Raw genomic sequence first — 13363 nt, 5'->3', positions numbered from 1 at the left:
TTTCTCTTAACGATTAAAACCAAGTTGAGCTAACTCAGCTTGCTTCTCTTGATTAACCACCCGCAATACACTAAATTCGCGGCGCTGCGGGTAATGTTTTCTTAATTGGTCAAAGCCTTCTGGGCTTAAACCATGGCTTCGAAAGCGTCGATCGTCGGCAAAAATATCGTACACCAACTGACTCAGTTTGGTCAGTTGTGCCTCACTAGATAATGCCGCAACACGGATCTCATTAAACTCGGCCAACGGCAATAGCTGGTCACTAATATCATTCACCTTTAAGCCTAAAGCTTGACACATGGCCTGATAAACCATACTAGTGCCACGCATTTTTCCTTCAAGGCTATAGCCAGCAATATGTGGTGTAGCGATAAATGCATGCTTAACCAAAGGAGTCAGCACCGCTGGTTCTCCTTCCCAAACATCTAAAATAAGTAATGGTGCCAATTGCTGCTCGGCCAAAGCTAATAACGCTTGGTTATCGATGACTTCTCCACGACAAGCATTGACTAAAATTTGCCGAGGCTGCAGCTGACTTAACACCGTTTGATTAAACAAATGGTAGCTTGGATATTCGCCAGTTTTAGTCGAAGGTACGTGTAAGCTAATGATATCTGCAGCGAGCACTTGTTCAAAGCTTACCGAGTGACTTAGCTGTCCCAGGTCGGCCAGAGGTGGATCATACAACAACACTTGCATGCCAACTGCAGCTGCACATTTCGCAACTTGGCTCCCGGTATTACCTGCGCCAACAATCGCTATCGTTTGACCTTGTAAAGGCTGCTGACGAAAATCAGCCGCAGCCAGCAAAGCAGTAATAACATATTCACCAACCGCAACGGCATTACAGCCCGGCGCGCTAGCAAAGGCAATCCCTTGCTGCGCCAAATAGCATTGATCGACATGTTCGGTACCAATGGTTGCGGTGCCAACAAACTTCAGATGTTGCGCCTGCGCAAGCAATGCTCGATTTACTTGGGTTACCGAGCGCACCAGCAGCGCATCCGCATCAAGCAACTGCTCAGCCCGCATCGTCCGTCCATCGACTGGCACAACTTTGCCATGTTGACTTAATATTTGCTGGGCGAAGGGGATATTTTCATCTACAACTATTTTCATTTCGCGTTCAACTGCAATCCACGATTTTCAATAGCAGCAATATAACACAAGCGAGAGTTCGGTGAACTTTAAGCTTGCAGATACACGGCGTTATTTTTTAGTGAAAAATACCAGTTCAGAGATCTAAAAAACAAAAAAGCCGCCTGCTGGCGGCTCATTCACCTAGCACTAGGTTTTTAGTCTTGAAAGCGTTCCATCACTAAAGTGGCATTTGTGCCACCAAAACCAAAACTGTTCGACATCACACGATTTAATTTGGCCGGTTGAGCTTGATTGGCCACAATATTCAGACCTTCGGCTTGATCGTCCAAGGTATTGATGTTGATGCTCGGTGCAACAAAGTCATTTTCCATCATCAATAAAGAATATATTGCTTCATGTACACCGGCGGCCCCTAGCGCATGACCCGTCATCGCTTTAGTTGCACTAATCAGAGGGCTATTACCAGCAAACACTTCTTGAATCGCCCCTAACTCTTTCACATCACCGACAGGAGTAGAGGTACCATGAGTATTCACATAATCAATATCACCCGTCAGATTCTGCATGGCTTGACGCATACAGCGTACTGCGCCCTCGCCCGAAGGCGCAACCATGTCATAACCATCAGAAGTTGCGCCATAACCGACGATTTCAGCGTAAATTTTAGCGCCCCGAGCCAGTGCATGTTCAAGCTCTTCAACCACCACCATACCGCCACCACCTGAAATGACAAAACCATCACGGTCTGTATCATAGGTACGAGAAGCAAGTTCTGGTGTCTCATTAAACTTGGTTGATAAAGCGCCCATGGCGTCAAATTCCATAGCCAGGCTCCAATGCAACTCTTCCCCACCGCCCGCAAATACCACGTCTTGCTTACCTAATTGAATTAACTCAAGAGCATGACCGATACAGTGAGCACTGGTTGCACAAGCACTACTAATTGAATAGTTCACACCTTTTATTTTAAAAGGTGTTGCTAAACAGGCTGAGGTGGTGCTCGACATCGTTCTCGGCACCATGTAGGGGCCGATACGACGAACACCTTTAGTCCGTAAGATATCGGCAGCTTCAGTTTGGTTTTTCGAAGACGCACCACCGGAACCCACCACTAAACCGGTGCGCTCGTTAGATACATGAGCTTCGCCTAAACCCGCATCGGCTATCGCCTGCTCCATAGACATATATGAAAACGCAGCAGCATCGCCCATAAAACGCATGACCTTACGATCAATATGCTCCGCAGGATTAATTTTTAAATCACCCCATACTTGGCTACGCAACTTCATTTCTTCAAATTCAGCTGAATGAGTAATGCCTGACTTACCAGCCTGCAATGATGCTAATACTTCTTCTTTATTGTTACCGATACTAGATATAATACCTAGCCCGGTGATAACTGCTCTTTTCATCAGATGGTCTCACGGATTGTATTTGCTGCTATGTTACCCATTTTGCAGCTTAATCTGGTCGGATGAGAGTACACGTGTACGCTTAAACTTTCTAGTAAAAATCGAGGTTAAATTTTGTCTTCGACAAATAATGAGAACAACAGCACCATTGCAACCATCCATTGGAGTCCCGAAGGCACACCAGTGGCGACCGACTACGACGATGTCTATTTCTCTATCGATGATGGATTAGCCGAAAGTCGTTATGTATTTATTGAACAAAATCAACTTACTGAACGTTGGCTTAACCACAATAAAACCAGCTATGTCATTGCCGAGACTGGGTTTGGAACTGGCCTTAATTTTCTAGCCACCTGGCAACACTACCAACAATTTTTAGTTCAGCAGCCATCAACGGCTGTCAAACGACTGCATTTTATTAGCTTTGAAAAACATCCTTTAGCAGTAAAAGATCTAAGCCAAGCCTTAGCTCAGTGGCCCGAATTAAATGAATTTGCCAGCCAGCTAGTGAAATATTATCCAGAGATTATGACACCAGGATGTCATCGCATAAATTTTAGCCGCCCGGTTGCGATCACCTTAGATATTTGGGTCGGCGATGTGCATCAGCACCTTCCCGAAATACCGTGCCCTGACGAAGGTTTAGTTCATAGCTGGTTTCTCGACGGCTTCGCTCCCAGTAAAAATCCCGACATGTGGTCGCAGGATTTATTTAATGGTATGGCAAAATTGTCCGTTCCTGAAGCTAATTTCGCCACCTTCACCGCCGCAGGTTTTGTCAGACGAGGCTTAATCAGTGCAGGCTTTGAGGCAAGAAAAACCAAAGGCTATGGTCGAAAGCGAGAAATGCTAATCGGCCAATATCAGGCAGCTCAAGAGCTGCCTAGCCTAGCGCAAGGTTTATATCATCGTAAAGGCATCCAGGCAAAGGACGATGTTGCGATTATCGGAGCTGGCATTGCAGGTGCCAGCCTCGCCTATGCGCTAGTTAAGCGGGGCATCAAAGTCACCATTTACGAACAAGCGACACAAGCTGCAGCCGAAGCGTCGGGGAATCGACAAGGTGCGGTTTACCCCCTGCTCAGTCCTAATCAGCCACATGTGAGTGACTTTTTTCAACACGCCTTCAACTACCAACGGCAAATCATTGCCCAGTTAACACAACAGAACTTGAGTATCGAACATCAGTATTGTGGGCTACTGCAATTAAGCCACGATAGTAAATCAGCCAAAAAAAATCAAAATATTGTGCAAGCAGGTTATCCTAAGGAGCTGGTCGATATAGTTTCTGCCGAACTAGCGAGTGAATTGGCGGGCTTAAAATTATCCAGTGAAGCCTTATATTATCCTAAAGCTGGCTGGATCAATGCCAAGCAATGTGTTGAGGCGCTATTAATTGCGGCACAAAATAGCGGTCTACTAAATATTCAATATCAGCATCAGCTTAAAAAACTCGATATTGCAGAGCAAGGCGTTCAACTGCACTTCGAAAACGCCACTATTGAGCATGACAATCTAGTTTTTTGCAATGCGCACCAATTGTTAGCGTTAGAGCAAGGCCGTCAATTACCACTCACTCCAGTGCGTGGCCAAGTGAGCCATATTCAGAGCAGCCCGCAGCTTTCTAAACTAAAGAAAATCTTATGTTATGAGGGTTACCTCACGCCAGCCAATCATCAACAACACTGCATTGGCGCGAGCTATAAAAGAAACAACTTAGAGACCCAGCTCAATGAGCAAGAAGGCCAAGAGAACTTACAGTCGTTGCGCGATTGCCAAGCCCAAAGTTGGAATACACAACTTGAATTTGCGGACCTAAAAGGCCGAGCCGCGATACGCTGTGTAGTGCGAGACCACTTCCCGCTATTAGGACAATTACCAGATCTAGAACGGATCTATCACCCCGACTATTTACTGAACTGGCAGAAGCAAAGTCCTCCCGCCTATCCTCGCTGTTTTGTTGCCACAGGCTTTGGTTCACGTGGTATTTGTAGTGCGCCTTTTGCTGGTGAATTGTTAGCTGCTCAGCTTTGTGAAGAACCGATCCCTGTGAAGCTATCCACCTTAAATAATCTGCATCCACACCGATTTTGGAATCGACGCCTACTTAAAAATCGCCCCTTAGAATTAAGGTATCGTTAAACCTAATGATTCACCATAGGCAGTTTGACGTTGGTAGGTTCGGATTTTTTGCCGCGCATTCGCTAAAGCAGCTCGCCCTTTAGCATTGATAAGCGCTTCTAGTTGTTGGCAACCAGCAGCCGACAAGCCTTTGGTTTGTTGAACAAAACGTTCTGCACTTTGTTCAATGAGCCAAGCAATTTTTTGATGATATTGCTGGGCCGCAGCAATATAGCTTATCCATGATTGTTGAGTCGCAAAGTCAGCTTTACTTTGGCTTATCCAGCGCGGCATAATTAACTCGGCGCGTAACAATAGTTCGGGACTTAAAGACTCACAACGCGCATTTCTACGCGCAACTTTCGGAGTCCAATTAAACAAATATTGTCCAGAAATACTATAATGATGCCCTCTTTTCAGCGGGCCTTCAGACATAAGTTGAGCGCGAAGTTGCTTTAAATCCCCCGCATTAACATCATAATATTCGATCTCGCTTTGTACCGACGCAGCATGGACTACTGGATAAAATAATATAAAAACCAATAGGATAACTCTACCATTCCATTTCGCTCGTCTCACATTTGGTCCTCTAGATAATCGATTATCGGCACGAAATCGAGATTTAAGTCATTGGACATATTAAATACTTGAGCTTTCAGCATATCAGCTGTTTTAGTTAAGCATAAAACTTTAACGAATAATCAAATACTTCTCGACTAAACTTATCTTTAGATATAAAACCAAGGCTGTTTTTGTGAAGAACGTCAAAGCGCAGCCCCTCAATGTAAACTTTTACCGCTTCCGCCTTAGCAAACAAGGCATTTCGTCTCATACTGTAAAAAGACAGGGAGAGTTGATAATATATTATGTCGTTACCTATTTTAATCTGCGATGATTCCAATCTCGCTAGAAAACAAATGGCACGTAGTCTACCGCCAGGCTGGGATGTCGAGATCAGCTTTGCCACAAATGGACAAGAAGGCTTAGACTTAATTCGCCAAGGAAAAGGCGATGTGGTGTTTCTCGACCTAAACATGCCAATCATGGATGGCTACGAAGTACTACAGCAAGTTCAAAGCAATGATTTACCAGCACTGATCATTGTAGTCTCTGGAGATATTCAGCCAGAAGCCTACTCTCGCGTAAAACAACTCGGCGCCTTAGATTTTATAAAAAAACCGACAAACAAAGCCAAAATTGACGAAATACTATTGGCTTATGGCATCGTTGAGTCCCAGCAATTACTCGAGTTAGAGAGCGATTTAGCGGCTTTAGACCAAATGCCCGCGCCTGCAAAAGACACTTTGTCACCCAAAATCGTTGATTATCGAGACCATTATCAGGAAATAGCCAACGTTGCCATGGGCAGAGCCGCTGATTTACTCGCTCGCTTGCTCGATACATTTATTGTATTACCCATCCCCAATGTCAACATTTTGGAAACCAGTGAACTACATATGGCACTGAGCTCGGTTGAAGAAAATGAACAAATGTCAGCTGTATGCCAAGGTTTCATTGGTGCAGGTATTGCCGGAGAGGCGTTACTGCTATTTCATGATTCAAGCTTCACCGATATGTCTAAATTAATGAAATATAAAGGACAACTTGACGATAACGGTCAACTGGAAGTGCTGATGGACATCGCCAATATTCTGATTGGGGCATGTTTACAAGGCGTCTCTGATCAACTCGACCTTGGCTTTTCACAAGGACACCCCGTTGTATTAGGTCAACATTGTAATCTTAGTGAACTAATCGCAAACAATACCCATCGCTGGCAAAAAACTTTAGCTATTGAGATCAACTACACCATTGAAAAGCACAATATTCAATGTGACTTGTTACTGTTGATTACCGAAGATTCCTTGCCAACACTTAACAATAAAATCTCTTACTTATTTGATCATCATGAACCAACATCAAAATGAAATGAACGAGTTCCACTGGATGCTAGACATGATACAAACCATCGATGTCGGTTTGGTCGTACTAGACAAAGACTATAATGTTCAAATTTGGAACAATTTTATGGAGGCGCATAGTGGTCTTCGCGCCGACCAAGCCCAGCGCCAAAGCATATTTAGCTTATTTCCAGAGCTTCCCGAAGACTGGTTAAAACATAAGATCGATTCGGTATTTTTTTTAAAAAACCGCGCTTTCACAACCTGGGAGCAACGTCCTCATGTATTTCCATTTAAAAACTATCGGCCAATCACTGGTACGGTAGATTTTATGTATCAAAATATCACCATTATCCCGCTCACCTCTCTAACCGGCGTGGTAACTCATATTAGTTTAATTATTTATGATGTTACCGATAGCGCAGTCAACAGACTCGAAACCATAAAAGTAAACGAAAAACTTAAGGTGCTCAGTCGTACCGACAAGCTCACTCAACTTTACAATCGTGGCTACTGGCAAGATCGCTTGGAACAAGAATATGAGCGCTATGTCAGAACGGCTCAACCAACATCGCTGCTGATGTTTGATATTGACCATTTTAAACATATCAACGATAACTATGGCCACCCCACGGGAGACAAAATCCTCAGCTTACTTGGAGAGACATTACGCAACATTATGCGTAAAACCGATATTGCGGGGCGTTATGGCGGAGAAGAGTTTGCAATCATCCTCACCAATACTGACGCCAAACATGCTTTAGTTTTTGCTGAACGGTTACGTCTGGAAGTAGCTCAGATGAACCCGTTAGTTAAAGGTGTAGAAGTCCCCTTTACGATTAGTTTAGGCATCGCCCAACTAGACAAACAGACAGCGAGTGAGAAAGAATGGCTAAGCAATACCGACCAAGCCTTGTACCGAAGTAAAGATCAAGGCCGTAATCAAACCAGCGTCCATCAACCAGAGTAAAACAAATAAAAAAAGCAAAGCCAAGGCTTTGCTTTTTTAGCCATTCGACTCATTAAATTATCGACTTAAACCTAGTCATAGTGGACCTGAGCAAGCAAAATCAATCAGTAATGAGTTTAGTATAACGATAATCCTACCCAGACACTAAAATCGACTTGAATCCATTTTTAAGCAACCGCAGTAATGTCTTGCTGTTGTTTGTCGGCAAATTGAATCATATCACGCCACAATGCTTCTGCTTGCAGCTGCATGGTCTCATCAGTCTCACCATTAAAGTAAGCATCAAGTAAGGCCATATGCATGTGAGACTTTAAACTATGGATCATCGGACAGCGACTTAACTCTGTTTGAGTCACAGCGACTCCCAAGTGATCGTTCAAATACTGCACCACATTTTTTGGCGGCGCATTAAGATTATTTTCGTAACTATTCAGGAACAACTGAAGTAGGGAGACATAATTTTTGAGCATCGGTAACCTCATTTTCAGGGTTCGATACTCGATACATAATATAATCGCGGTAACCAGTAATTACCTTGATGCTTCCAGATAAATATTTATCTAGTTCTGTATCGCCAGTATCAACTATCAACGGGCGTCCATGCAAAGATTTAAGTTTAGTTTTAGTCGCTACCACAACAATATTTTCTCGGCCAATCAATCGCAACACCCGAGGGCTGAGTTGCTGATTGCCTCGACCAAACAAATGACCTTGGCCACCAATAATTGTTAGTAATAACTGCGTTTTTACGGAGGCTATTCTATTTATCAACTCCGCTTCGGTCAAATCCTGTTGAAGGATTTGACGATCTTTAACCAAATCTACTCCCAGAAGCGTATTAGCTAGTGATAACTCCTGCATTATTGCGGCAACAGTCGACCCCGATCCTGCAATAAACTGCTGGTCGTCCATTAATTCGATAACTTCTGCGGCAATATCTTGTAACACAAGGTCTTCGACTTCCATGCCGCCCTGTTTAGTCGCTTGTACATAATGAAGCTCATCAGGCACTCGCATTTCACCAAAACACTTAGCTCGCACCCGCCCCTGACGAAAAGCCTGTTCATCGATATCCATCACCTCAGCAACTTTCAAACTCAAGATCTCACCACGTAGCAACTTTGCAATCACCATCCCGGTCGCCTTTGGCGTGACCCCATATACGGCAGAGTGGATCTTACATCCGGCAGGAATACCCAAACAGTTTTGTTGCGATCCAACAACACTAAGCACATCGCGGGCGGTGCCATCTCCACCAACAAAAACCAGTAGATCCAGTCGTTGTTCGCTGAGCAGGGCAGCAGCCTCCTTGGTATCCACAGCGCTGCTTGGCGAATTGGCTTGATAGAGTACGCGATGATTAAAATCCAATTGCTGACATACTTGTTCGCCCATTTCACCCGATGCGGTCAAGACACAAAAACGCTCCGCCAAAGGTACTAAACATTGCAAAGCCTGAACCGCACGCTGCATCGCTTTCTTTTCTGCTCCCATCGCTAAAGCGCGCTCAACCACTTCGTCGGATCCCTTCAAAGCAACACTACCACCAATGCCAGCCACCGGATTAATCAACAAACCAATTTTAATCATGAGTCCCTCAGAGTTACCCGCTTAATGATGCTCGTAGCTTTGCTAAAGCCTCAATAAACTGTTGAGCACGAGATGGAAAACCTTGTTTTTGAAAATCTAAAAACTGCTGCTGTACCGCTTGGCTAAAAGCTTGCCGATCGCTTTGATAACCCGATAAGTTGTCTACACTCACTTGAAAAGTACGACCCGCCACTTTAGAAAATGCACATTCGATAGCTTGTGGTTTTACCTCAACTCGTTCAAACTTTTGCTGCAACGATTGATCACGACCATCAGGATGATACCAGTAACCATAATCTTCCAGTTGACGTCGAGCATTACCAGCAATACACCAGTGAGCAATTTCGTGTAAGGCACTGGCGTAAAAGCCATGCGCAAATACCACCCGATGTTGACTAAAGCGTTGATCGGCGGGTAAGTAAATTGGTTCTTCGTCGCCTTCGACCAAAATCGTATTAAAAGACACAAAAGTTTGATTAAACAAACCAATCAACTGTTCGACATCATCAAGAATCATCACTGAGCCTCTCAGTTTAGGCAAAATAAAGCCCCTAAGTCGATAACTTAAGGGCTCTATATCGCGTCAAAATTTAACTTAGCGCAAAATGGGCGTTTCGGTGTTTACCGTGCCATTTTGCCCTCTTTGACGCAAGCAATGATCCATTAATACAATCGCTAACATCGCTTCGGCAATTGGCACTGCACGGATCCCCACACAAGGATCATGACGCCCCTTGGTGACAACTTCGATCGGCTGACCATATTTATCAATAGTTTTACCCGGAACGGTAATGCTGGAGGTTGGTTTTAACGCAATATGGGCGATCACATCTTGACCCGAAGATATCCCCCCCAGAATTCCGCCAGCATGATTCGAACTGAAGCCCTCGGGAGTCATTTCATCTCGATGTTCGCTGCCTCTTTGATTGACGACGGCAAAACCATCACCAATTTCTACCGCTTTAACCGCATTAATGCCCATTAATGCATGCGCAATATCGGCATCCAATCGATCAAACACGGGTTCACCAAGTCCTACAGGTACTTGCGTAGCCACCACACTTAAACGGGCGCCAATAGAATTACCTTCTTTTTTAAGGTCTCGCATAAACTCATCTAATTGATCGAGCTTACTCACATCGGGAAAGAAAAATGGATTTTGCTCGATTTGTTCAAAATCAATAATTTCGGCTTTAATTGGACCCAATTCGCTCAAGTAAGCATGGATTTCCACGCCAAACTGTTGCTTAAGATATTGTTTCGCAATCACCCCAGCAGCAACCCGCATTGCAGTTTCTCGTGCCGAAGAACGACCACCACCCCGATAATCACGAGTACCATATTTTTGATGGTAGGTATAATCGGCATGCCCCGGTCGAAACATATCTTTAATGTTCGAATAATCTTTCGAACGCTGATCGGTATTTTCAATCATTAAACCAATTGAAGTACCAGTAGTTTTGCCTTCAAAAACACCTGCTAATATCTTTACTTGATCCGCTTCACGACGTTGGGTGGTGTAACGAGAGGTACCTGGTTTACGACGATCCAGATCTTGCTGAATAATCGCTTCACTGATTTCTAAGCCTGGAGGACAACCGTCAATAATACAGCCCAATGCTGCACCATGACTTTCACCAAAAGTCGTCACCCTAAAAAGTTGGCCGATGCTATTTCCTGCCATTCACTCTATCCTTACTGTTTAAATAGCGAGCCGCAGTCTAACAATTGCTCACGACTAATAATGAAAACCCCATGCCCGCCATTACTAAATTCGATCCAAGTAAAAGGAACTTCTGGGAATTGCTGCTGCATATGAACTTGACTATTACCGATCTCAACAATCAATAAGCCGTTCGGGTTTAAATGTGCTGCTGCTTCAGCCAAGATTTGTTTAGTTAATTGTAAACCATCAAACCCAGAAGCTAAGCCTAACTCGGGCTCATGTTTAAACTCTTCAGGCAAATTGCCCATATCTTCGGCGTCAACATAAGGCGGGTTACTCACAATCAAATCATAAGTTAAGCCTTGTAGTGCCTTAAAACCATCCGACAAGATTGGCGTAACTTGCTGCTCTAATCCATGGTTTTGAATATTAATTTCTGCAACTGCAAGCGCATCTTCAGATATATCCACTGCATCGACTTCAGCCTCTGCAAAGGCATAAGCACAACCAATCGCAATACAACCACTCCCCGTACATAAGTCTAAAATTCGCTGCGGAGACTCAATTAACCAAGGAGAAAATTGGGTCTCAATCAATTCAGCAAAGGGCGAGCGAGGCACTAATACCCGCTCATCCACATAAAACTCGAGTCCAGCAAACCATGCTTTGTTGGTTAAATAAGCAACGGGTAAACGCTCTTGAACTCGCTTCACCACTAATTCCACCAGCAGGCCACGTTCTTGACGAGTCAATCGAGCATGTCGCACTTCGGGATCAACATCTAAGGGTAAGTGAAGGCTTGGTAACACCAATTGCACAGCTTCATCCCAGGCATTATCTGTTCCATGACCATAGAAAACGCCTGAAGCATTAAATCGACTCACCGCCCAGCGGATCATATCTTGAATAGTGTGTAAGTCATCGATTGCTTCTTCGATAAATATCTTTTCCAATTTGGCCTCCAGATTAAGTACAATCACCCATAAATGGCTTCAGGCACAACTGATATTAATAAATGAAAAAACCAACTGACGAAGATTTTTTAGCCTTCAAGGAAGCCCTCAAAGGGGTTCGCCAGATAAAACAAGATAAAATAAGTCTTGAGCCCACACGAATCAAGCAAAAAAGCCAACAAAGGGAAAAACAGCAACGCGCTCTGTTAAATAATGCGCAATTCTTCTTTTCTGATGAATACCATCCGCTACTGCCCGACGAAGGACCAATGCGCTGGCAAAGTACAGATTGTGATCCCTATGAGCTAAAAAAATTACGCCGGGGCGATTACGAACCTGAAATTTTGTTAGATTTACACGGACTCACACAGCGTCAGGCCAAACAAGAAATCGCCGCTCTGCTGGTGGAATGCCAACAACAACATTACCATGTTGCCTCGGTAATGCATGGTCATGGACAACAGATACTGAAAACCAAGGTGCCGCAGTGGCTTGCTCAGCATCCTGCGGTATTAGCCTTTCATCAAGCGCCGAAAGACCACGGCGGCTCCAGTGCCTTACTCATATTGGTTCAGTCCGGATATGAAAAAACCACTCTTTAGAGTGGTTTTTTCATCAAATACAGATCGGCTTTAAGCCGCTTTTTTTCTGAAGTCATCAATTTGTTGATTGACTTCAGCCACGGTTTGCCGATGCTTGCCTGTTTTATAATTCGGTAGTGTGGCTAACTTGCCATTTTGAAATTGATAAGCTCCGCGTCCTCGGATATACAAGCGTCCTTTAAAAAATGCTTTAACATAACGAGCTATTTTAACTGGCGAATAACGTGAAAATATTTTCATTTGAGGCGTCCACTACTTGTTTCAACACAATCATGATACAAGTAGAGTTTAGCTTGTTCTAAGACTTTCGCAGCTTAATTAATGGTTCCGCGAGCCAGATCCCAAAAGTACAAAAAACTAGGAACCTTTGTGATTTTAAACAATAAACTGGTCAAACAACACTGTCATAGTATATAAAACCGAATATCACAAGCTAATTGGATGTTGTAAGGAAACTAAATCATGACTATCCGTAAGGCTCAATTCAGCCACGGCCGCGGTACTAAACAAAGGTGCACCAGCTTCCGCAGCCAGCCCCCCCACCAGATAACCCACCAGGGGTAAATGTGATACGACAAGCACGGTTGCTGTCGGTTGTTCAATCCCGAGCTCATGAATTAAACCAATCACTGCAGCTTCATCTCCTGAAGGCGTCAACTCTTCCATTTCAATTAATCTAGATGGCTCAGGTAAGTATTCAGCCAAACACTGCCATGTTTGTTGCGCGCGCAAATAAGGACTGAGCAAGACATAGTCAAGCTTGGTCAGTTTAGATGCTAGGTACGCCGCCATTTTGCCAACTTCTTGTAAGCCTGCTTGATTAAGCGCCCGTTCGCTGTCCGTGTTAGCAAACATCTCTGCTTCGCCATGGCGCATAATAAAAACTTGCATAGAATGATTCTTCTTTTTAATAAGGGTGAATAAACGCGTATATTTGATTCTTCGGCTGCTAATTTAATTGAAATGCCACAAAACATCCATCAGAGTTTGCAAGCTCCTCGCAAGAGACTGATAATCATATGACTCACTTCAACAAGGACACTTGCC

General features: G+C 44.0%; 14 protein-coding genes. 4 read left to right on the top strand and 10 right to left on the bottom strand.

Going from position 1 to position 13363, the window contains the following annotated elements; all coding sequences use genetic code 11:
- Positions 1-6 precede the first annotated feature (6 nt).
- Both ACRRS1_RS09225 and fabB read right to left on the bottom strand, forming a co-directional pair.
- On the bottom strand, positions 7-1119 hold the full coding sequence (locus tag ACRRS1_RS09225; protein ID WP_432467930.1) for a 4-phosphoerythronate dehydrogenase: 1113 nt from the start codon (positions 1117-1119) through the stop codon (positions 7-9).
- Positions 1120-1295: 176 nt separating this feature from the next.
- Positions 1296-2513 (bottom strand): beta-ketoacyl-ACP synthase I, encoded by a 1218-nt coding sequence (gene fabB, locus ACRRS1_RS09220; RefSeq protein WP_432459195.1) that lies wholly within the window; start codon positions 2511-2513, stop codon positions 1296-1298.
- 114 nt (positions 2514-2627) lie between these two features.
- Between fabB and mnmC the strand changes: the two genes are divergently transcribed.
- On the top strand, positions 2628-4655 hold the full coding sequence (gene mnmC, locus ACRRS1_RS09215) for a bifunctional tRNA (5-methylaminomethyl-2-thiouridine)(34)-methyltransferase MnmD/FAD-dependent 5-carboxymethylaminomethyl-2-thiouridine(34) oxidoreductase MnmC (RefSeq protein WP_432467931.1): 2028 nt from the start codon (positions 2628-2630) through the stop codon (positions 4653-4655).
- Here the strand turns inward: mnmC and ACRRS1_RS09210 are convergent.
- A complete protein-coding gene (locus tag ACRRS1_RS09210; RefSeq protein WP_432467932.1) occupies positions 4641-5213 on the bottom strand; it encodes a DUF922 domain-containing protein in 573 nt (190 codons plus the stop codon). The genes mnmC and ACRRS1_RS09210 overlap by 15 nt on opposite strands.
- A 287-nt stretch (positions 5214-5500) precedes the next feature.
- Between ACRRS1_RS09210 and ACRRS1_RS09205 the strand changes: the two genes are divergently transcribed.
- Both ACRRS1_RS09205 and ACRRS1_RS09200 read left to right on the top strand, forming a co-directional pair.
- Positions 5501-6562: a response regulator gene (locus ACRRS1_RS09205; RefSeq protein ID WP_432453469.1), complete on the top strand. Its 1062-nt coding sequence runs from the start codon at positions 5501-5503 to the stop codon at positions 6560-6562.
- Positions 6543-7505 (top strand): diguanylate cyclase, encoded by a 963-nt coding sequence (locus ACRRS1_RS09200; RefSeq protein WP_432453470.1) that lies wholly within the window; start codon positions 6543-6545, stop codon positions 7503-7505. The genes ACRRS1_RS09205 and ACRRS1_RS09200 overlap by 20 nt, the downstream gene beginning before the upstream one ends.
- Positions 7506-7672: 167 nt before the next feature.
- Here the strand turns inward: ACRRS1_RS09200 and ACRRS1_RS09195 are convergent, their stop codons facing one another.
- From ACRRS1_RS09195 to prmB, 5 genes are all read right to left on the bottom strand, one after another.
- Entirely contained in the window at positions 7673-7861 is a 189-nt protein-coding gene (locus tag ACRRS1_RS09195) for a hypothetical protein (RefSeq protein WP_432459192.1), read from the bottom strand.
- A gap of 70 nt (positions 7862-7931) precedes the next feature.
- Entirely contained in the window at positions 7932-9095 is a 1164-nt protein-coding gene (locus ACRRS1_RS09190; RefSeq protein ID WP_432467933.1) for an ATP-NAD kinase family protein, read from the bottom strand.
- Positions 9096-9108: 13 nt separating this feature from the next.
- Positions 9109-9636 (bottom strand): elongation factor P hydroxylase, encoded by a 528-nt coding sequence (locus ACRRS1_RS09185; RefSeq protein WP_432453472.1) that lies wholly within the window; start codon positions 9634-9636, stop codon positions 9109-9111.
- A gap of 54 nt (positions 9637-9690) precedes the next feature.
- Positions 9691-10779: a chorismate synthase gene (aroC, locus tag ACRRS1_RS09180; RefSeq protein WP_432453473.1), complete on the bottom strand. Its 1089-nt coding sequence runs from the start codon at positions 10777-10779 to the stop codon at positions 9691-9693.
- A gap of 11 nt (positions 10780-10790) precedes the next feature.
- The gene (gene prmB, locus ACRRS1_RS09175; RefSeq protein WP_432453474.1) at positions 10791-11714 is read right to left on the bottom strand and encodes a 50S ribosomal protein L3 N(5)-glutamine methyltransferase; all 924 of its coding nucleotides are present in this window, start codon (positions 11712-11714) and stop codon (positions 10791-10793) included.
- A 62-nt stretch (positions 11715-11776) separates the two neighbouring features.
- Here prmB and smrB point away from each other — a divergent pair, with 62 nt between their 5' ends.
- Complete coding sequence (smrB, locus tag ACRRS1_RS09170; protein ID WP_432453475.1) at positions 11777-12316, top strand: endonuclease SmrB; 540 nt, start codon at positions 11777-11779, stop codon at positions 12314-12316.
- Between the two features lie 30 nt (positions 12317-12346).
- Here the strand turns inward: smrB and ACRRS1_RS09165 are convergent, their stop codons facing one another.
- Positions 12347-12556 carry a DUF1107 family protein gene (locus ACRRS1_RS09165; protein ID WP_432453476.1) on the bottom strand — a complete coding sequence of 70 codons (210 nt, stop codon included), beginning with the start codon at positions 12554-12556 and terminating at the stop codon, positions 12347-12349.
- Positions 12557-12742: 186 nt separating this feature from the next.
- On the bottom strand, positions 12743-13207 hold the full coding sequence (sixA, locus tag ACRRS1_RS09160) for a phosphohistidine phosphatase SixA (RefSeq protein WP_432467934.1): 465 nt from the start codon (positions 13205-13207) through the stop codon (positions 12743-12745).
- Positions 13208-13363 lie beyond the last annotated feature (156 nt).

Source organism: Agarivorans sp. Z349TD_8, assembly GCF_050870825.2.
In the GTDB taxonomy this organism is placed as follows: Bacteria; Pseudomonadota; Gammaproteobacteria; order Enterobacterales; family Celerinatantimonadaceae; genus Agarivorans.
The sequence above is the reverse complement of the archived record's forward strand: the minus strand, read 5'-3'. Positions and strand labels throughout refer to the sequence as shown.